Annotated in this window: 15 protein-coding genes; 9 read left to right on the forward strand and 6 right to left on the reverse strand. The window is 61.0% G+C overall.

Going from position 1 to position 19,851, the window contains the following annotated elements; genetic code table 11:
* Positions 1-201: 201 nt before the first annotated feature.
* Together ACYVGC_RS24235 and ACYVGC_RS24240 are read left to right on the forward strand one after the other, a co-directional pair.
* Positions 202-2,865, forward strand: coding sequence for a DUF5686 and carboxypeptidase regulatory-like domain-containing protein (locus tag ACYVGC_RS24235; RefSeq protein WP_460586429.1), 2,664 nt, complete (start codon positions 202-204; stop codon positions 2,863-2,865).
* Between the two features lie 139 nt (positions 2,866-3,004).
* Positions 3,005-3,481, forward strand: coding sequence for a hypothetical protein (locus ACYVGC_RS24240; protein ID WP_460586430.1), 477 nt, complete (start codon positions 3,005-3,007; stop codon positions 3,479-3,481).
* Positions 3,482-3,487: 6 nt separating this feature from the next.
* Here ACYVGC_RS24240 and ACYVGC_RS24245 read toward each other — a convergent pair whose 3' ends face one another.
* The gene (locus ACYVGC_RS24245) at positions 3,488-3,796 is read right to left on the reverse strand and encodes a DUF4834 family protein (RefSeq protein WP_460586431.1); all 309 of its coding nucleotides are present in this window, start codon (positions 3,794-3,796) and stop codon (positions 3,488-3,490) included.
* Here ACYVGC_RS24245 and ACYVGC_RS24250 point away from each other — a divergent pair.
* Both ACYVGC_RS24250 and rlmB read left to right on the forward strand, forming a co-directional pair.
* Positions 3,795-5,096 (forward strand): GWxTD domain-containing protein, encoded by a 1,302-nt coding sequence (locus tag ACYVGC_RS24250; RefSeq protein ID WP_460586432.1) that lies wholly within the window; start codon positions 3,795-3,797, stop codon positions 5,094-5,096. The genes ACYVGC_RS24245 and ACYVGC_RS24250 overlap by 2 nt on opposite strands.
* Complete coding sequence (rlmB, locus tag ACYVGC_RS24255) at positions 5,069-6,097, forward strand: TrmH family RNA methyltransferase (RefSeq protein WP_460586433.1); 1,029 nt, start codon at positions 5,069-5,071, stop codon at positions 6,095-6,097. Before ACYVGC_RS24250 ends, rlmB begins: the two co-directional genes overlap by 28 nt.
* Positions 6,098-6,140: 43 nt before the next feature.
* On the opposite strand, the gene ACYVGC_RS24260 is transcribed toward rlmB, so the two are convergent.
* From ACYVGC_RS24260 to ACYVGC_RS24270, 3 genes are read right to left on the reverse strand one after another with little or no spacing between them, the layout of a single operon-like run.
* Positions 6,141-6,659, reverse strand: coding sequence for a hypothetical protein (locus ACYVGC_RS24260; RefSeq protein ID WP_460586434.1), 519 nt, complete (start codon positions 6,657-6,659; stop codon positions 6,141-6,143).
* A 27-nt stretch (positions 6,660-6,686) separates the two neighbouring features.
* Positions 6,687-7,775 (reverse strand): mannose-1-phosphate guanylyltransferase, encoded by a 1,089-nt coding sequence (locus ACYVGC_RS24265; RefSeq protein ID WP_460586435.1) that lies wholly within the window; start codon positions 7,773-7,775, stop codon positions 6,687-6,689.
* A gap of 47 nt (positions 7,776-7,822) precedes the next feature.
* Positions 7,823-8,815, reverse strand: coding sequence for a KpsF/GutQ family sugar-phosphate isomerase (locus tag ACYVGC_RS24270; protein ID WP_460586436.1), 993 nt, complete (start codon positions 8,813-8,815; stop codon positions 7,823-7,825).
* A gap of 205 nt (positions 8,816-9,020) precedes the next feature.
* On the opposite strand from ACYVGC_RS24270, the gene recQ reads away from it, so the two are divergent.
* Positions 9,021-11,231 carry a RecQ family ATP-dependent DNA helicase gene (gene recQ, locus ACYVGC_RS24275; protein WP_460586437.1) on the forward strand — a complete coding sequence of 737 codons (2,211 nt, stop codon included), beginning with the start codon at positions 9,021-9,023 and terminating at the stop codon, positions 11,229-11,231.
* Between the two features lie 69 nt (positions 11,232-11,300).
* On the opposite strand, the gene ACYVGC_RS24280 is transcribed toward recQ, so the two are convergent.
* A complete protein-coding gene (locus ACYVGC_RS24280) occupies positions 11,301-11,723 on the reverse strand; it encodes a BrxA/BrxB family bacilliredoxin (RefSeq protein ID WP_460586438.1) in 423 nt (140 codons plus the stop codon).
* Positions 11,724-12,320: 597 nt separating this feature from the next.
* Here ACYVGC_RS24280 and ACYVGC_RS24285 point away from each other — a divergent pair.
* The 3 genes from ACYVGC_RS24285 to ACYVGC_RS24295 all read left to right on the forward strand — a co-directional run bounded on the left by ACYVGC_RS24285 (position 12,321) and on the right by ACYVGC_RS24295 (position 17,370).
* Positions 12,321-15,803 carry a hybrid sensor histidine kinase/response regulator gene (locus tag ACYVGC_RS24285; RefSeq protein WP_460586439.1) on the forward strand — a complete coding sequence of 1,161 codons (3,483 nt, stop codon included), beginning with the start codon at positions 12,321-12,323 and terminating at the stop codon, positions 15,801-15,803.
* A 117-nt stretch (positions 15,804-15,920) separates the two neighbouring features.
* Entirely contained in the window at positions 15,921-16,682 is a 762-nt protein-coding gene (locus ACYVGC_RS24290; RefSeq protein WP_460586440.1) for a LytR/AlgR family response regulator transcription factor, read from the forward strand.
* Positions 16,683-16,725: 43 nt separating this feature from the next.
* The gene (locus ACYVGC_RS24295) at positions 16,726-17,370 is read left to right on the forward strand and encodes a PKD domain-containing protein (RefSeq protein WP_460586441.1); all 645 of its coding nucleotides are present in this window, start codon (positions 16,726-16,728) and stop codon (positions 17,368-17,370) included.
* Between the two features lie 6 nt (positions 17,371-17,376).
* Here ACYVGC_RS24295 and ACYVGC_RS24300 read toward each other — a convergent pair whose 3' ends face one another.
* Positions 17,377-18,855, reverse strand: a complete 1,479-nt coding sequence (locus ACYVGC_RS24300) for a hypothetical protein (RefSeq protein WP_460586442.1) — start codon at positions 18,853-18,855, stop codon at positions 17,377-17,379.
* 394 nt (positions 18,856-19,249) lie between these two features.
* Here ACYVGC_RS24300 and ACYVGC_RS24305 point away from each other — a divergent pair, with 394 nt between their 5' ends.
* Positions 19,250-19,690, forward strand: a complete 441-nt coding sequence (locus tag ACYVGC_RS24305) for a hypothetical protein (protein ID WP_460586443.1) — start codon at positions 19,250-19,252, stop codon at positions 19,688-19,690.
* Positions 19,691-19,851 lie beyond the last annotated feature (161 nt).

The raw sequence follows: 19,851 nt of genomic DNA on the forward strand, positions 1-19,851 counted from the left end.
AGGCCTGGACGTAGGCACGGTGGCCAAAATCGCCAACCTCTTCTCCGTGAGCGGCACCTACTTCAACTAGTTCAACCATTCGCTTCTTTTTTGCATCTTAGAAAGAGCAGCCGGCCCGGCTGCTCTTTTTTTGACTTTATATCAGCGGGCTGCGCCTAACTTGCCAGTACTTCGCATACGCCTTGCTATCCAGCTATCTTAATGAGTTTAGTTAATCTATTTCGGTGGTGCTTAGTGCTGCTCACGCTGCTGCCAGTGGCCGCGCGCGCCGGCACCATCAAGGGCAAAGTGAGCGGCCCCGACGGCACGGGCCTGCCCTTTGCCAACGTGGCGGTGCGCGGCTCAGCCACCAACACCGGCTCCAACGAGCAGGGCCAGTACCAGCTACGGCTGGCAGCCGGCACCTATCAGTTTGTATTTCAATATGTTGGCTATAAGCCGCGTACCGAAGCCGTGCGCGTGCCGGCCGGCGACTCCACGCTCACCTTCAACATCACGCTGGCCCCCGAGTCGTTTAGTCTGGCCGAGGTCACGGTGCGCGGCTCCGACCGCGACCCCGCCTACGCCATCATCCAGCACGCTCAGCAGTGGCGCGCCTACCACCAGCGCGAGGTGGCGGCCTTCCGCGCCCGCATCTACCTCAAAAGCCTGGGCCGCCTCAGTGAAACGCCCAGCAAGATTTTCGGCTTGGTCAAAATCGGGCCCGACATCAAGCCCGGCATTTTTTACCTCTCCGAAAGCCTGTCCGAAATCGCCTTCACCCAGCCCGATGTGGTGAAAGAGCGCATGCTGTCGAGCCGCGTCAGCGGCGACTCGCACGGCATCAGCTTCAACCGGGCCAGCGCCGGGCGCGGCCTCAGCTTCTATAACAACCTGGTAAAGTCGGGCTTTTCGGAGCGCGGCTTCGTGTCGCCCATTGCCGGCAACGCGTTATCATTTTACCAATACGAGTTGGTGGGCAGCAGCCAACAAAACGGCGAGTTGGTGCACAAAATTCGCGTTACCCCACGCCGCCGCTCCGACCCCGTTTTCTCGGGCTTCATCTACGTAGTGGATGGCTCGTGGCGGCTGCACTCCGTGGACCTGCGCCTCACTAAAGATGCCAAGCTCGACTACGTCGATGACCTACACATTGAGCAGCTGTTTGCCCCCGCGCCGGGCGCACCCCACGCCTGGGTCATTCAGTCGCAGAAGTTGATAGTGGATTTTTCGGCCTTTGGCTTCAAAGGCACGGGCTTCGTAACGGCCGTTTTTTCCAACTACAACCGCGTAGTTCCCACTTACCCGGCCCCGCCCGAGGTGAAGCCTACCGCGCCCGTGGCCGGCACCGCGCCCACTGCGCCACCCGTTATCGCCCCCGTTACCACCAAGGAGCTGACGCGCCAAATCAAGCGCGACAAGCCTAACCTGGCCGGCCTGAGCCGGCAGGTGCGCCGCCAGGTGAAGCAGGTGCAGCGCGACTCGCTGCGCGCCGACCCGCTGTCGCAGATGAAAAAAGGCGAGGTGCAGCTGGTCGAAAAAGGGGTGAATGAGCGCGATACTGCCTATTGGAGCCAGCTGCGCCCCATTCCGCTCACGGAGGAGGAGAAAGTAGATTATCACAAGAAAGATAGCAGCGAAGTAGTACGCAATTCGCGCCCCTACCAGGACTCTCTCGACCGCAAGCGCAACCACTTGAGCCCCGATAAGCTGCTACTCACGGGCTACACCTACAACAACACCTTTGCCAAACGCAGCTTCAACGTGGCGCCCATCTTCAACGAGCTGCAATACAACACGGTAGAGGGCTACGTACTCAATGCCGAGGCCACCTACCGCCAGCGCACCGCCGACCGCCGTTTTGTGGCCATCACGCCCGCGCTACGCTACGGCTTCAGCAATAAGCAGCTGCAACCCAGCCTCACCCTCAACTGGCAGCTCGACCCCCAGAAGCTGCGCCAGGTGGGCCTGGTGGCGGGCCGCACCATCGAGAATTTTGACCGCAACTCGCAGCTCACGCCCTTCATCAACTCGGCCTACTCGCTGCTGGCCAACCGCAACTACGCCAAGCTGTACCGCCGCGACGGGGCCGAAATCAGCTACCTCTGGGAGCCGGTGAACGGCCTCACGGTGCGCGGCGCGGCCAGCTACTTCCGGCGCGTAGAACTGTATAATACAGCCGATTACCTGTGGCACGATGTGGAAGGCCGGGCCTTCACCCCCAACCAGCCGGTGGCCGAAGAAGCCCCCGGCGGCACCGCCTTCGGTAGCAGCAACGTGGCCGTGCTGGGCCTCACCCTGAGCTACAAACCCGGCCAGCGTTACATCTCGCGGCCCGATATGAAGATAAATCTGGGGTCGAAGTGGCCCACGTTTGGGGCACAGGCGCGGCTGGCCGTGCCGCACGTGCTGGGGGCCGATGTGCGCTACCTGCTGCTGCAAGGCTCGGTGCGCCACAGCAGGCAGTTTGGGCTGCTGGGCACTTCCTCGGTGCAGGCCATAGTGGGCGGCTTTGTGGGCAAACAGGAGGGGCTGACCTTTGCCGATTACCGTCACTTTTCGGGTAACCGCACCCTGCTGGCGGCCGATTTCACGCAGTTTCAACTGCTCGACTATTACCAGTACAGTACCCGCGCCAGCTACTTCGAAGGCCACTTCAGCCACCACTTCAACGGCCTTATATTCAACCGATTACCGCTGCTGCGCGCCCTCAAGTGGCAGGAAGTCATTTCACTCAACTACTTGCATACCAATCAAATAGGCCACTACTTGGAGCTGGGCGCGGGCGTGGAGCACATTTTCAAAGTGTTGCGGGTCGATTTCTACGCCGGTCTGCAGGGCGGCGAGCATGTGGGCAACGGCCTACGAATCGGCCTGGGCTTCTAGACCGCAGATTCAAACGGATTTAACAGATTACGCAGATACGCCCGCTGTGCGGGCTGACTACGCGGGCAAGCAGGTGGCTTTTACCCAATTTGGCATTGCTTTTGGCAAAGTCAGCGTTGCACCTATTCCCTTTTTCGCCATGAAAAGCGCATTCTTCACCCTTCTGCTTACCCTGCTGGCATTAGGAGCCACAGCTCAAAAAGTTGTTGTTAAGGACGGCCTAATGACGGTGGACCGGCAGCCCTACGCCCGCTTCGAGTCGGATGGCGGTAACGCCTTGTATATCAGCTCACCACAAAACGAGCGTTTATTCGTGGTAAAGGAAATGTGGTCCAGCGACCAGCTGCTGCCAGGTACTACGCACCCGGTTAGAGGGGCTCACTATCTACAATATGTATTCACAGCGTCGCGCCTGGTAGTGGAAACTCCTTTTCCATCTTCTGAGGTGTACTTCAGGTCCATTGCCGTCGCGCGCCAGATATACGCCGCCCGGCTGCTCCAAAATGGTGCCCTCGACCCCAAAGCCGTAGCCGATTTTCTTACCAACAACGGCACACAATATTCTGACCTTCAGCGGCAGTTGGCGCCGGCGCTGTCTGTGCCGGCTGGCAAGTGAGGCAGGCTACTTCACCTCTTCATAATCCACATACTCCCCGCCCCGAAATTCGTGCTTGCGCTCGCTGGCTGACGTAGTTGGCGGCACGTACTCCACGCGCACCTGACCTGGCTTTGTGGCAGGCTCGCCCTGAGCTTGTTCCTGGCTTTGCGCCTGATAGCCACCGGGTTGCTGAGCATTAGGCGGATAAAAGCCGCCCTGCTGGGCCTTGTGCACCTGCTGCCGCACAAAGTTGCCCAGCACCGCGCGCAGCACCTGCGGAAGTACATACCGTACAAGTAAGAAAACCAGCAGCAACCAAAGCGTAATGGCCATGAGTTATTCGAAAAGAAAAGCAATTTACGGCGGACCGGGGGCTAAGTTTTGGGCGGCGCTTTTGCTGGTGGGGCTGCCCGGCCTGGCGGCCGGCCCGCGCCTGCTGCCCACCCCCGATTTTGCGGGCCTCTACCGTCCGGTGCCCGACCGGCTGCTGCCCGCCACGCGCCGCGAGGGCGACAGCCTGCGCATCTTTATCAACCACGCGGCTACCGCGCCGGGTTCCACCGCGCCCACGCTGCGGCTCACCGGCTGGGCCGCGTTTGAGGCCAAGCAGCCGCTGTGGCAGGAAGTGCGCGCCGCCCGCCCCTACCCCGGCAGCAACCCCGCCGCCCCGGTGCAGGTGCTCACGGTGGCCGTGGCGGCGGCCCGCCTCACGCCCGGCGCGGTGCTGCAAGTGAGTTTCGACAAGCCCTCCCTCACCAACCTGCCCCCCACCACCGACCAGGATGCCGCCACCACTGCCTGGCTGCGCCTCACGCCCGAGCTGCTGGCCCGGCCCTTCGTGCTGCTCGACTCGGCGGGCCTGGTGCTAGCCCGGCCTTACCTGAATGCCGGCGAAGGCGTGGCCGTGGCCACGTTTGGCCTGGCGCAGCCGGTGCGCTGGCGGCGCTACGCCACGGGGGCACCGGCCCTGCCGCCCTTCACCGACCCGCGCACCCAGGCAGCGGCCCCGCGCACGCTGGGCGTACTCGACTCATCGGCCGCACCGGTAGCAGCCGGCAATTTGCTACGCTTTGCTACCACCGGCTTGTATGCGCTGAAAGTAGGCGGCACGGGCGGCGAGCCGGTGCGCACGCTGCCGCTGCTGGTGGTACCGGCCAGCTTTCCGGGCCAAAGCACCGCGCCCGAAGTTATTGAGCCGCTACGTTACCTCACCACCGCCGCCGAGCGCCAGGCCCTGCTAAAATCACCCGAGCCCAAGCGGGCCATCGACCGCTTCTGGCTCGATGCGGCGGGCGGCGACCAAACCCGCGGCCGCGAGATGATACGCCGCTACTACAGCCGCGTAACCACTGCCAATGAGGTATTTACGGCCCACAAAGCCGGCTGGCTCACCGACCGCGGCCTGCTCTACGTGGTGCTGGGCCCACCTCAGAGCGTGCGCCGCCTGGCCGACGGCACCGAGCGCTGGCACTACGACCAGGCCGGCCGCCAGGGCGAGGCCGTGGCCTTCACCTTCCGGCCCCGCCCTAGTACCTTAGCACCTGATAATTACGAACTGGTGCGCCGACCTGAGTACGAACTGCTCTGGTATGCCGCCGTAGAACAATGGAGAAGAACGACGACCGCCCGCTAAACGACGGGTTCAGTGACGACTACGTACCCCGCCGCTTCCGCGAGGGTGCCGACAACAGCGAGCGCCGCGCCGGCCGCCCCACTGGGGGCGAAGGCCGCGACGAGCGCCGCCCCGCCGGCAACGACGGCGCCAACAAGGCCCGCCCCCAACGCCCGTTCTACGACGAGCGTGGCCGGCAGGTGACGCCTAACCGGCCCGCCGGCGGCGAGCGCGGGGCCACCCCATTTTATCGCGAGCACAACACCCGCCCCGCCGCCGACCGCAGCATCGACATGCTCTTCGGCCTGCGCCCCATTATGGAGGCCCTGAACGCCGGGCGCACCCTGGACAAGATTTTCCTGCTGCGCGGCACCAAAAACTCGCTCACCCAGGATATTTCGGCCCTGGCCCGCGAGGCCAACGTGCCCGTGTCGCTGGTGCCCCTCGAAAAGCTGGAAAGCCTCACTCGCAAAAACCATCAGGGGGCCGTCGCCTTCGTGTCGCCCATCGACTTCGCCCCGCTCGACACGCTGCTCGCCGGCTTGTTTGAGGACTGCAAGGTGCCATTTATCCTGCTGCTCGACCGCGTGACCGACGTGCGCAACTTCGGCGCCATTGCCCGCACCGCCGAGTGCCTGGGCGTGCAGGCCCTGGTAGTGCCCGCCCACGGCGCAGCCCAAATCAACGGCGACGCCGTGAAGACCTCGGCCGGCGCGCTCAACATCCTGCCCGTGTGCCGCGAAGCTGATTTGCGCCAGACTATTATCTTCTTGAAAGAGAGCGGATTAACAGTAATTGCCTGTACCGAGAAAGCCGACGCTGACCTTGGCCAAACCGAGCCCGCCAGCCTCAACGGCCCCATTGCGGTGCTCATGGGCTCGGAGGAAGACGGCATCTCGCCCGACCTGCTGCGCCTCTGCGACCAGCGCCTGCGCATCCCCATGAGCGGCCAGATTCAGAGCCTCAACGTGGGCGTAGCCGCCGGCATCATGCTATTTGAGGTAGCCAAGGGGCGCGGGTAGAGGTACTTGACTTTTCTTCACAGCTTTAATCGGCAAGGACGCGCTATTCCAGCTCGCCCTTGCCGATTTTGTTATTATCCCGGAACCCAAGGATAGTACCGAAGACGGTACCGCCCTTGCTGCCAATTAGAGTTGCGCTACCCTTTATCGTCACTTCTATGCCAACGTCATCGCCATTGCCACTTTTCGCCTCTTCTTCGGCACTATATTCTTGATAAAGCCGGTACTTCACCCCACTATTACTAAAAGAAACCTGGTTATTGTCTACGCCCGCGTTGTCTGTGCCGCCGCCGCGATAGTAAAAGGCGTACGTAAATTTTTTCCAGCTACCCCGGTCTAGCACTGCCGGGTACTGTAAATCGACCTTGGCCGCCGTACCGAAGCGGTAAGTTAGGTAAGCTTGCTTAGCACCCTCGCACAAACAGGCAGTTTTGCCCCGGTTAGTTACAAATGAGAAAATAGTGGTTTCCTGACCCCGGCACAACGTGATTGGGGGCAGCGAAGCACTGGCCGTCAGCAACATACAGCTACTAATCAGGCAGAAGATAGGCAAAGGCTTCACTTGGAATAAAAATGTACTTGCAACAGACTAATTATAACCCGTGCCCTTGCGGGCTTTCACGTCGGCCACGAAGTCTTTTACCCGCTGCTCTTCCGAGCGCTGGCAGATGAGGAGCACGTTGTCGTGCTCGGCCACGATGTAGCCTTCCAGGCCCTGCACCACTACCAGACGCTCGTGGGGCGTTTTGATGAGGCAATCGCGCGTGTCGTAGAGCATGGCATCGCCATCCACCACGTTGCCTTGGGCGTCGGGGGTGCTCACGCGGTGCAGCGAGTCCCAGGTACCCAGGTCGCTCCAGCCAATATCAGCCGGCATAACATACACGTTGTCAGCCTTTTCCATCACCCCAAAGTCGATGCTGATATTGCGGCAGCGCGAGTAGGCTTCGTCAATAAACGCGGCTTCCTGGTCGGTGCCCAACTGCTCTTTACCTTCGTCGAACACCTCCGCGATGTCGCTGAGCGACTGGTGAAAGGCTTCGATGATAACACTGGCCCGCCACACAAACAGGCCCGCGTTCCAGAGGAAGTCGCCGCTATCGACAAACATCCGGGCGAGGTCCGAATTAGGCTTTTCGGTGAAGGTTTTTACCTTATACAGGTTGGTACCGGGCAGGCGGTGCGAGGCACCATCCATATACTGAATGTAGCCGTAGCCCGTATCGGGCCGCGATGGCTGAATACCCAGCGTGATGAGCACCGGGTGCTGCCGGGCCGCCTCCACGGCCGCCTGTATGAGGCGGCGCAACTCCTCTTCGCGCAGCACTGCGTGGTCGGCCGGCGACACAATGATGGTGGCTTCAGGGTCTTGCTGCGCAATGCGGTAGCTGGCGTAGGCAATGCATGGGGCGGTGTTGCGGCCAATGGGCTCACCCAGAATTTGGTCGGCGGGCAGTTCAGGCAAATGCTCGTGTACCAAAGCGATATAATCGCGGTTGGTAACCACAAACACGTTTTCGGGCGGGCAAATGCCCTTAAAGCGGTCCACCGTGAGTTGCAGCATAGAGCGCCCCACGCCCATTACGTCGTGAAACTGCTTGGGGTGCTGGGTGCGGCTGAAAGGCCAGAAGCGGCTGCCGATGCCGCCCGCCATCACAACGAGATAAGTATGGTTCATAGGTGAAAATCAGTTTGTGGCTAACTAAGCTTAAATTGTACCAGAGGTTATACCAAGCCCTCGCGCAGCAAGTCGTGCAGGTGAATAAAGCCTGCGAAGCTACCGCCTTCCGTCACGATAAGCTGCGTAATGTTGCGGGCCTGCATGCGGGCCAAAGCCTCGGCGGCAAACTCGGTGATGTCGATGGTGGCCGGGTGGGGCGTGAGAATATCGCGCGCCACCAGGGCTTCCAGCTCGGCCAGGTGGCCGCGGCCCAGCATGCGGCGCAGGTCGCCGTCGGTGATGATGCCGGCCAACTGGCCCGCCGCATCGAGCACGGCGGTGGCCCCTAGGCGCTTGCCCGATATTTCCAGTAAAACTTCTTGCAGCGACGCCGCCTCGCCCACCTGCGGGCGCTGATTTTGGCGGCTGAGGTCGCCCACGGTCAGGTACAGCTTCTTGCCGAGCGTACCGCCGGGGTGTAGGCGGGCAAAGTCCTGGGCCGTGAACTGACGGCTTTCGAGCAGGCACACAGCTAGGGCGTCGCCCAGGGCCAGGGCGGCGGTGGTGCTGGTAGTGGGGGCCAAGTCGTGGGGGCAGGCCTCGCGGCGCACGGGGGCGTGCAGCACGTAGTCGGCCTGCTTGGCCAGGTACGAGTCGGCGTTGCTGACCAGCGCGGCCAGCGGCACGCCCTTGCGCCGCAGCAGCGGTACCAGCACTTTTATTTCGGGCGTGTCGCCGCTCTTGCTGATGGCCACCACAAAGTCCCCGGCCTGAATCATGCCCAGGTCGCCGTGAATGGCATCGGCCGCGTGCATAAACAGCGCGGGCGTGCCCGTGCCGTTGAGCGTGGCCACCAGCTTGCCCGCAATGTGGGCGCTTTTGCCCACGCCGGTTACCACTACGCGGCCCTGAAGGGCCAGCAGGGCGGCCACGCAGCGGGCAAAATCGGGCGTGGCACCCACGGCCGCCGCCACGTCGCGTAGGGCATCGGCCTCCGTGAGGAGCACCTGGCGGGCCACGGCCAGCACATCGACGGTGGGAGGGAAAGTTGATTGCACCGCCAAAAATACGCCCGGTTGCGCGACCCAGGCAGTGCAGCAATCAGTGTCCCCAACCAGGCCTTCTTCAATTAACCCTAATTATTAAGGGAACTTTTTTTTAATGTTACGTGCAAACTGCGATTTTTCTCACTAAAAAAATCACTTCCTGCTTATCTTCGCTGAGAACCCACGCTCTCCGCACTTCGCCTTATTTTGCCAGTCTATGTCACTGACCGCCGTTGAAGAACCAGCTATTGCGCAAGTAGAGCTAAAAACCAAGCTCAAGGAAGTCTTTGGCTTTGGCCAGTTTAGGGGCACGCAAGAAGCTGTTATTCAGAATATTCTAGCTGGCAAAAACACGTTTGTTATCATGCCCACGGGTGCGGGCAAAAGCCTCTGCTATCAGCTGCCCGCGCTGGTGCTGCCGGGTACGGCCATCGTCATTTCGCCACTCATCGCGCTCATGAAAAACCAGGTCGACCAGCTGTCGGCGTTTGGGGTGAACGCGCAAGTGTACAATTCGACGCTGACCAAGACGGAGATGAACCGCGTCAAAAAAGACGTGATTTCCGGCGAGGTGCGGCTTTTGTACGTGGCCCCCGAGAGCCTGAGCAAGGATGACACGATTGCTTTTCTCCAAAAGGCCAGCATCTCCTTCGTAGCCATTGACGAGGCCCACTGCATTTCGGAGTGGGGCCACGATTTCCGGCCCGAGTACCGCAAGATTCGCGGTATCATCGACAACCTGGGGGGCAAGATTCCGCTTATCGCGCTCACGGCCACGGCCACGCCCAAGGTGCAGCTCGACATCCAGAAAAACCTGCACATGGACGATGCAAGCGTCTTCAAAACCTCCTTCAACCGCACCAACCTCTACTACGAGGTGCGGGCCAAGCGCAACACCAAAAAGCAGCTTATCCAGTACGTGCAGTCGCACAAGGGCAAGGCGGGTATTATCTACTGCCTGAGCCGTAAGAAAGTGGAGGAAGTGGCTGAATTACTGCGCGTTAATGACGTGCGCGCCCTACCTTACCACGCCGGCCTCGACCCGCACACCCGCATGCACAACCAGGACGCGTTCCTGAGTGAGGACTGCGATGTGATTGTGGCCACCATCGCCTTCGGCATGGGCATCGACAAGCCCGATGTGCGCTTCGTGATTCACTACGACGCGCCCAAGAGCATTGAGGGCTACTACCAGGAAACCGGCCGTGGCGGCCGCGACGGCATGGAGGGCAACTGCCTCATGTTCTACAGCTACGACGATATTCTGAAGCTCGAAAAATTCAGCAAAGACAAGCCGGTGACCGAGCGCGACAACGCCCGGCAGCTCTTGCTGGAAATGACAAACTACTCGGAATCAGCCGTTTGCCGCCGGCGGCAGTTGCTGCACTACTTTGGCGAGCAGCTGGACCAGGACTGCGGCTTCTGCGACAATTGCCGCCACCCCAAGGAGAAATTCGAGGGGGCCGCGCACGTGGGCATGGCCCTGCGCGCCGTGGTGCAAACGGAGGCCCGCTTCGGCCTCGACCACATTGCCCAGGTGCTGCTGGGTTTGCGCAACCCCCACATCGACAGCTACGGCCACGATGGCCTGCCGGTGTATGGGCAGGGCAAGGAGCTGAGCGGCGACATGCAGCACTGGCTGTCGGTGCTGCGCCAGTGCCTACTCAACGGCCTGCTGGAGAAGGATATCGACTCGATTGGCCTCATCCACATCACACCCAAAGGCATCGATTTCATTGAGAATCCGCATTCCTTTACGCTCACCAAGGACCACGATTTCGAGGCCGAGAAGCAGGAGGAGGAAGACGGCGAGAAAATTCAGCAGGCGGCTGGCCACGACGAGGCGCTGTTCACGCAGCTCAAGGAGCTGCGCCGGCAGGTAGCCAAGCAGAAAAACCTGCCACCCTACGTGCTCTTTCAGGACCCCAGCCTGAAAGAAATGGCCACCACCTACCCGCAAACGCTGCACGAGCTGACGCACATTTCGGGCGTGGGCCAGGGCAAGGCCCAAAAGTTTGGGACGCCCTTCGTGGTAGCCATCAAGAAGTACGTGGAGGATAACGACATCGAGACGGCCGCCGATGTCATCATTAAGTCCACGGTAAATCGTTCTAAGCTAAAGATTTACATCATTCAGCAGATTGATAAGAAAATGGACTTAGTGGGCATTGCCCGCAGCCAGGGCATCTCGATGGCCGACCTGGTGGAAGAAATCGAGCACATCTGCTACTCGGGCACTCGCCTCAACCTGGACTATTACATCCGCGAGGCGGTGGACGAGGACAAGCAAGACGAAATTTTTGACTACTTCATGACTGCGACCACCGACAACATCGCCACCGCCATGAACGAGCTGGGTGCTGACGACTTCTCGGAAGAGGAAGTTCGCCTGGTCCGCATCAAATTCCTCAGTGAAGTAGCCAACTAATTGAGTAATAATCAAAAACAAAAAAGCCCGCTTCTCGAAGCGGGCTTTTTGTTTTTGGTAGTCGCTGACTTAGCAATACTCTTCGAATGCGCCTTGCAGGTTGTTCACAATGCGCATCATGTCGGAACCTTCAATGTGGTAGCGCTCAATCATATGCACCAGCTCGCCATCTTTGAAGAGGCCGATGCAGGGCGAGGAGGGCGGATAGGGCAGCATGTGCTCACGCATTTTGGCTACGGCGTCGGTTTCCATGCCGGCAAAAACGGTTACCAGTTTAGTAGGCTTCTTCTCGGCGTTGGCGAGGGCCAACTTGAGGGCGGGGCGCGCCTTACCGGCGGCACAGCCGCACACCGAGTTCACGGCTACCAACACGGTGCCTTCGGTGCCGGCCAGGGCCGAATCAACCGCCTCGGGGGTCATGAGTTGCTCAAAGCCAGCTTCCGTCAGGTCCTGGCGGATGGGGGCAACCATGTATTCGGGATAAACAGCCATCGTTTTACAGCAAAAGGATAAAATAATACCGGGCAGAACAACCGCCAGGGTAACTACAAATTTACGGTATTTGCCGCGGTAGTTGGTCAAACCCCCAGGCTAGCAAAAGGTTCGGGTACCAGGGGCCGCCTATTAAGACCAGCCGCGCGTAAACATACGACCACTCGTGACCCTGCTTCTAAATGCCCTAAGCGCCGCACGCACACTACCCGTATCACGGTGATGTACAATTTGGGCCACTTCGCAGCCAGTAGCGCAGCCACTACCTACCGCCAGCCGCTAGCACAAGGCCAAGCAGGTAGCTTTGCGAAACGCTTACGACCAACCGGTAATAATATAGCGAGCTTACTTTTATCATACTGTTAGCTACTTCAAACTCCGTCAGCAGCAATAACACTACGGTATCAGTCAATTTCATTAGCTCCTACTTACGATACCCAACAGGCCGGTATTTTGAGTTGATTGCTAAACCCTCGCCGACCAGGAAGGTAAGTTCGGCCCGAAAAGGACTGTCTTTAACCAAAATTTCTGACTCGCTGGTACCGGAAAGGCTAACTTTCAGCCGTTACTATTACCGTGCTTCGGCCTTCTTTCTGCGTGCTGCTTCCTTTTTATTCCTATTTCAAATCATTTCGCAAGCACTGGTTGCTGCTGTTAGCAGTACTGCTAGGTAGTATCCCGGCGGCGGGGTTCGTCAGCGCCCCGCCGTCCCAGTCGTTCGTGCGGCAGTTTGGGCCCGCCGAAGGGCTGAGCCAGCCTTTCATCTACTGCCTGCTGCAAGACCGGCAGGGCTACCTCTGGCTGGGTACCGCCGAGGGCCTGGTGCGCTACGACGGTAGCCGCTTCGTCACCTTCACCACCCGCGACGGCCTGGCCGAAAACTTCGTTACCGGCCTTTGGCAAGACCCCGCTAGTGGGGCACTCTGGCTGGCGCACGACCAGGGGGGCCGCTCGGTGCGGCCGGCGGCGGGGCAATCGTTTCGGGCCGCCCCCACTAGTGAGCGGGGTGGCCCCCGGCCCGGCCGCCTTGGTGCGCCGGCCCCTGATACGGCCCGCCTCGGGGCCTACCAGCGCCGCTACCACTTGGCCCTGCCCGCCGGCGCCGTACTCACCTGCCTGCTCGAAGACCGCGAAGGCAACGCCTGGCTGGGCACTGCTGGCCAGGGCCTCTGGCAGCACGCCGACCGCTACCTGAGCCACTGGCCCCGGGCGAGTGGCCCGCTGGGCAATGCCCCGGGCGTAGTGCTGGCGCGGCCGGCGGCGCTGGGCGGTGGCGCGTGGGTGGGCACGCCGGCCGGCGTGCGGGTGCAGCTGGCCACCGGCCAACCAGGGCCAGCCGGGCCGGGCCCAACCCAGCCCCTGGGCTCGGCCGTGACGGCGCTGGCCTACGCGCCCGGCTCGGGCCTGTGGGTGGGCACAGCCGCCGATGGGGTATACCTATTTCCCACTAAAGGCGCGGCCGGGCGGGGGCCGGGCACTCAGCATTTCACTACCGCCAACGGCCTACTACACAACAGTATATATGCGCTACTGGCCGACCACGACGGGCGCGTGTGGGTAGCCACGCACAACGCTGGCCTAGCCACGTGGCAGCCAGACCAGCACCGCTTCAGCCATACCAAGCTGAACGCCGCGGGCCTCGATGCCAGCGCGCTGGCCGAAGACGCGGCCGGCACTATCTGGGTGGGTACGGAGGGGCAGGGGCTGTATTTCCTCCCGGCTAAGGGCCGCTGGCAGCACTTGGGCAAAGCCGCCGGCTCGCTACCCAACGACTACCTCACGGCCCTGCTGCCGCTGCCCGCGCCCCTGGCCGGTAGCCTGCTGGCGGTGCACCCCCAGGGCCTGAGCCTGCTCGACGCCCGCCACGTGGCCACGCCTCTGGCTCCTGACAACGCACTGGCCCACAACTTAATACCCCCCGCCACGCTGAGCTCCGGCCTGGCTTGGGTGGCCACCCGCCTGGGCCAACTGCGCCTCGACCTGGCCCAGCTGGCGCACTACCGGCCCAGCACCGCCCCCGCGCCCACCCTGGCCTTCACCGCCACGGAGGTAGATGGCGAAAGCCGCCCCGCGGCGCTGGGCCAGCTGCCAGCCGGCCGGCATCGCGTTAACTTTGTTTATCAAGGTATTAGCCTAACGCCGGGTGGCGTGGCGGGCCTGCGCTACCGCTACCGCCTGCGCGGGTTGTCCGACGACTGGAGCCGCCCCAGCGCCGTGGGCGAGGCGCAGTTTGCCGGCCTCGGCGCGGGCAGCTACGTGTTTGAAACCCAGGTGCGGCGCAACGGAGTGGACGCACCCTGGAGCCCGGCGGCCACGCGCACATTTCGCATTGCTACGCCCTGGTGGCGCACGCCGCTGGCCCTGGTGCTCGAAGTACTGACGCTGGCTGCGCTGCTGGTGGCCGTGGTGCGCACCCGCGAAGGCGTGCTGCGCCGCCAGAAGGTGCAGCTAGAGCGCACCGTGCGGGTCCGCACGCGCGAGCTGCGCCAAAAAAATAGCGATATTGAGCAGATGAACGGCGAGCTGCTCATTGCCCGCGATGCGGCCGAGGCCTCGCGCCGGGCCAAGGCGCAGTTTCTGGCTAACATGAGCCACGAAATCCGCACGCCCATGAATGCCGTAATTGGCCTCACCAACCTGCTACAGCAAACCCCTACCAACCCCGAACAGCATGAATACCTGACGGCTATTGGCTCGTCGTCGCAAAATCTCTTGGTGATTCTTAACGACATCCTCGATTCCTCGAAGATGGAAGCTGGTAAGCTAACGCTGGAGCAGGTACCCTTTCGGCTGCCTGATGCCGTGCGGGGGCTGAGCACCCTCTTTCGCTACGCTGCCGATAGCAAAGGCCTGAGCCTGCGCGTAGAAGTAGCTGACGACGTGCCCCTTGCCGTCGTTGGTGACCCCGTACGCCTGCAGCAGGTACTGGTCAACCTGGTCAGCAATGCGCTGAAGTTTACCCGCCAGGGCAGCGTAACGGTGCGCGTGGCCCCGGCCCCCGGCCCGCCCGCCGAAGCGGGCCGTGCCGCCCTGCGGTTTGAGGTGCAGGATACCGGCATTGGCATTGCGGCCGATAAGCTGTCGGCCATTTTTGAAGACTTCTCGCAGGCCAACGCCAGCACCACGCGCGAGTTTGGCGGCACCGGCCTGGGCCTGAGCATTGCCCGCAGCCTGGTGCAGCTGCACGGGGGGCAACTGGGCGTGCGCAGTAAAGAAGGCGCGGGTTCGCAGTTCTACTTTGAGCTGACCTACCCCGTGGCCGACGCCCGGCAGGCGCTGCTTACCACCGTGGCGGGGCCGCTGCCCCCGTTTGAGCCCGCCCTGCGCGTGCTGGTGGCCGAAGACAACCGCCTCAACCAGCTGGTGGCCCGCAAAACCCTGGAAAAGTGGAACGTCCACGTGGAGGTAGCCGAAAATGGCCGCCTCGCCGTAGCGTGCGTGCTCGCCGCCATCGAGCCCTTCGACGCCGTGTTTATGGACATCCAGATGCCCGAGCTTGATGGCTACGGCGCCACCCGCGCCCTGCGCCAGCACTACCCGGATGCTGCCCAGCTCCCCATCATCGGCCTCACGGCCTCGGTGCTACCCGAAGACCGCAGCATGGCCCTGGAAGCCGGCATGAACGACCTGCTGGCCAAGCCCTTTGAGCCGGCCATGCTCTACGCCCGGCTGGCCCACTTCACCGGCCGGCTGGTGCCCGAGGCAGCTCCCGGCGCGCCCGCCCAACTTCCCACCACCTCGCCCTCGCCCACCCTGCACCCCAACTGGCAGCAGCTGGAAGAGCTCTCGGGCGGCAATAATGGCTTCATTAGTCAGATTGTCAATACGTTCCTTACCGAAGCACCGGCCCAAGAGCTGCTACTAGCCGCCGCCTACCCGCACGACCGCGCCGCCCTGGCCGCCACGGCCCACAAGCTGAAAGGGCAGGTGGCCTACTTTGGGGTGCCGGGCCTGCACGCCCAGCTCGATGAGCTGGAGCGCAGCGCCGGCCAGCCCGATTGCCCCTACTGCGAGCCGCTGCTCCAAACGGTGCGGCAGCAGCTGGGCCAGCTCTACCCGCAGCTGCAGGCCCGGGCCTAAGCCACTGGGTCAGAAAGTTGTTAATGGCTCTCCAGCTAAGGATAGTTAGGCGGCGGCGGGATAGCACGTAGCGCCTACATTTGTTTAGTCTGTTTGGCCCAACTTTTTCTCTGCCCTATGTCCCTTTCCACTACTGAAACCGAAACTTTACCCGCTGCTCCACTCCGCTGCCTAGTGGTCGATGATGACCCCCTGTCGGTACAAATAGTGAGCAACTGCATCAGCAACACGCCTTTTTTGGAGGCCTCCGGGGCCTGTACCAGCGCCATCGATGCTGCCGAAGCACTTCGTAACCAGGTATTTGACGTATTATTTCTGGACGTAGAGATGCCCCTTATGTCGGGCCTCGACCTCCTGCGCGCCCTCCCCGACCCGCCCCAGGTGGTGCTCATCAGCGGCAGCCAGTCGTATGCGGTGCAGGCTTTTGAGTTTGCCGTGGCCGACTACCTGCTCAAGCCGCTCTCCTACCCGCGCTTCCTGCAAGCCGCCAACAAGGTGCTCGAAACTATCACGGCCCAGCGCACCACCGAGGCGGCCGACGTGCTCACGCTCCCCGCCGGCAGCAACCCCGAATTCACGTTTGTGAAAGTGGACAATAAGCTGGTGCGCGTCGATTTTGCCGATGTGTTCTACGTGGAGGCACTCGGCGATTACGTGCACCTCGTCACGAGCCGCAGCAAGCTCATTGTGTACAGCACCATGCGCGCCATTGAGGAAAAATTTCCGTCCCAGCGCTTTTTGCGGGTGCACCGCTCCTTTATTATCAACATTGACTACGTGCAGTCGCTGGAAGACAACTCCTTGCTTATCAAGGAGAAATATATTCCCGTGGGTCAAACCTACATGCGCGGGCTGTTGCAGCGCCTCAACAAATTGTAGCGGCGCGGCTGGCTCTCCTTCTCTCACGCTAACTCGTTTTTTGGTGCGCTCCTTTTCTGTTCTTCTATCGGTAGCCGGCCGGCTGCGGCGGGCGGCTGCCCTGGCGGCGGCCCTGGCCCTGCCGGCCGCCGGGGCCCACGCCCAAACCGCCCCCCCCGACACCACGGCCGCCGTGTGCGGGCCCGTGCAACCCGCCGAGCTCTGCGTCGATTTCGACGCCAGCCGCTCGGCAGACCCCGCCGCCGGCCCCCTCGAATACCGCTGGGACATGGGCGACGGCACCACGCTCACCGGCCTCACCATTACGCATTGCTACAAGGCCCGCGCCCGCTACCAAGTGGTGCTCGACGTGGTGGTGCCCGCCACCGGCGAGGTGCGCCACGCCGAAAAAACGTTCGATGTGAACCTGTTGCTCAAGCCGGTGCTCAATTTCAGCGCCGGGCCCACCCTCAAGGCGCGCGTGGGGCAGCCCGTAGCGTTCGACGCCCTCGATTCGGTGCTGCCCGACTGCCAGTCGGTGGTCGTTATCTGGGATTTTCGCGATGGCTACACGCAGCAGGGCCGGCGCGTCGAGCACAGCTTTCGTAAGGCCGGGCGCTTTCCGGTGCGCATGAGCCTGCGCGGCTATGGCCCCGGCGCATGCGCCGCCAGCAACTGCGTGAGCCAGGAAGTGGTAGTGGAGCCGTAGCCACCGCTACTGCGGGCCGCCCTGCTGCAACACATGCAGTATCAGCTTCCACAAGTTTTCATACGGAATAAACTCTACCTCCGCATCGGCCTCGCCGGCCAGCGGTGCCTGCCGCAACGTGGCCAACAGCGCCTTGTCGCGCTGGGCCAGTTCCTTGGCGTCAAACTCGGCCTCGGGTAGCAGTAGCAGCAGCCGCAAAAATGTGCGGCTGCGTAGCGTGGCCGCATCGCGCAGGTGCCGCTGCTGGTATTTGCGCAGCCGCTCCAGGCGCACCAGCACCGGCTCCAGCAACCGCTGCTGGAGGTAATGCACCAGCTGAAAAACGAGGATAGCCACGTTGTAGCCCCGTTTATCGCGGGTATATTCGGGCACCGTGAGGGCTGCAAATACGGCCAGCTGGTTGCGCCGGCGCAGTGGCAGCTGCTCGGCGGGCAGCGCTAGCTCGGTATAGGCTTCCAGCAGCTCCCAGCGCTCGAGGGCAGCTTGCCGCTGCTTGCCATACGACGGGTTTTTGCGGGCCGTGTGCAACAGCAGCAAAGCCAGGTCGTACTCGCGCGCGTGCAGGGCCAGCAGCAGGTAGTGCTCGTAGAAGTAAAACCAGTTGCTGGAAGTGGGGTGAATGGTTTCCGCAAATTCCTCGGCCAGTTTGAGGCCCGCTTCGGGCTGCCGGCCGCGCAAATGCGCGTAAATGTTCATAAACTGGTTGAACCGCTGGTCGAAGCGCCGGGCGTTGATTTTACCCTGCTGCAAGAGCGCGTTGGCCGCTTCCGTTTCCGCAATAATATCCTCGTAGCGGCCAGTGAGCCCGGCACGGGCCAAGCGCACTCGGTACAACGCAGAAAACGCGGCAAATGTGGGTGCCAAGCCATATATCTCCTCAAGCCGGGCTACATACTCGGGCATCTTAAGCTGCACGGCTTGGCGCTTGGCCACAGCCTGCTCCATGCCAAGAATCACCGCCAGATTAATCTGTTCAGCCTCCTGTTCTAGTGCTAATATTTGCCTCAATACCAGCAATCTGGCATCTACCTCGTCATACTTGCTTTGCTGGCGCTGCGCCGCGTAAATAGACCGCAACTTTTGCACGGCCTGCTCTTCGTAGGAAGTGAAATCGCCCTGCGCGGCCAATCGAATGCAGCGCCGCAACAAGCGCTCGGTCAAGGTGTACTCGCCCTCCAGGTAGAGGATTGTTACCTTGTGTAACAAATCCAGACACTCCACTTCGTAACGGCGCGACACAATAAAGCGCGCGTCAGAATGGTCTAGAAAAAACAGGTGGTTGAGCAGTTTGTCCTGCACCCGAGCCCGCAATTGGCGCATAGCCGCCTGGTTGCTGGCTGAATTAGCTCCGTAGAGTGATTTAGTCAGCTGAATGGCAGTAACTTCCGGATTGGTAGCCACTTCCTGCATTAGCCGCTCTTCCTTGCCCAGGCGGGCCGCATCCAAATCAAGTAAAGGGCGCTGCCGGGCCCGACGCAATGTCACAATTCGCGCCAAATTCGCAATTTCTTTCATTAAAAAAGTGCCTTAGCGTCGTTTAAAGAAGGTTTTCAACCCTTCAGATAGCCAGAAAACAGCTAATCAAAAAATGACGAATTGTCCTTGCCATGATTTAAAGTTTAGCTAACCTTTGCATCGTGGTATGGTATGCGCAATTTACACGGTAGGATGTCACATTTCGCACGTTTTTCGCAGCAATTACCGCAGCGCTTATTACTTACAGCTACTTCCTAAGGATGATTTTTAGTAAAAATATTGTATAAATACAAGAAAGACTTGAATTAGTCATTGTCACAAGCACAGTAGCTCTTTCCTTTTGTGGGAAGACGGTAGCGGGGAAATTTGTATCAACAATTCACCTTACTATCTCTCCACCACCATGTTTGAGCTCATCACCCTCGCCCTTTTCCAATTCGCTACCATTGTTAGTCAGCCCACCAGCAACGTAGGTGGCACCGGTTGGGGAAATGATATCAATAGCCAACCTGCTAGCAACGTAGGCGGCACTGGTTGGGGCAATGATGTTACGGGAGCACCAGCAGCCAGAGCTAACGGTAATAGCTGGGGCAATGACCTCTCTTTTAACGTAGGCGGCACCGGCTGGGGCAACGACATTGCGGCCAACGTAGGCGGCACTGGCTGGGGCAACGACATTGCAGCCAACGTAGGCGGCACCGGTTGGGGCAATGACATCGCGGTTAACGTAGGTGGCACTGGCTGGGGCAACGACATTGCGGCCAACGTAGGTGGCACCGGCTGGGGCAACGACATTGCGGCCAACGTAGGTGGCACTGGTTGGGGCAATGATATCATTGCATAGTATGACCAAATAAGTTACTCATGCCTAACTTGCCAGCGGCCCTTTACGCCGTTGTTAGATGAGATATCTCTGGCTTGGTGGCCTGCTTGTGTTACTACTTAACGCTTGCTCAACGCCCCCTGCTAAGCAAGCCGCTAGCCCTATTCATATTCGCTGGGCCC

The sequence above is a fragment of the Hymenobacter arcticus genome, assembly GCF_054779975.1.

Coding starts and splice junctions, on each gene's coding strand:
- ACYVGC_RS24235 (WP_460586429.1), top strand. CDS start 202: ATGAGTTTAGTTAATCTATTTCGGTGGTGCTTAGTGCTGCTCACGCTG.
- ACYVGC_RS24245 (WP_460586431.1), bottom strand. CDS start 3,796: ATGGCCATTACGCTTTGGTTGCTGCTGGTTTTCTTACTTGTACGGTAT.
- ACYVGC_RS24240 (WP_460586430.1), top strand. CDS start 3,005: ATGAAAAGCGCATTCTTCACCCTTCTGCTTACCCTGCTGGCATTAGGA.
- ACYVGC_RS24305 (WP_460586443.1), top strand. CDS start 19,250: ATGTTTGAGCTCATCACCCTCGCCCTTTTCCAATTCGCTACCATTGTT.
- ACYVGC_RS24280 (WP_460586438.1), bottom strand. CDS start 11,723: ATGGCTGTTTATCCCGAATACATGGTTGCCCCCATCCGCCAGGACCTG.
- ACYVGC_RS24290 (WP_460586440.1), top strand. CDS start 15,921: ATGTCCCTTTCCACTACTGAAACCGAAACTTTACCCGCTGCTCCACTC.
- rlmB (WP_460586433.1), top strand. CDS start 5,069: ATGGAGAAGAACGACGACCGCCCGCTAAACGACGGGTTCAGTGACGAC.
- recQ (WP_460586437.1), top strand. CDS start 9,021: ATGTCACTGACCGCCGTTGAAGAACCAGCTATTGCGCAAGTAGAGCTA.
- ACYVGC_RS24250 (WP_460586432.1), top strand. CDS start 3,795: ATGAGTTATTCGAAAAGAAAAGCAATTTACGGCGGACCGGGGGCTAAG.
- ACYVGC_RS24265 (WP_460586435.1), bottom strand. CDS start 7,775: ATGAACCATACTTATCTCGTTGTGATGGCGGGCGGCATCGGCAGCCGC.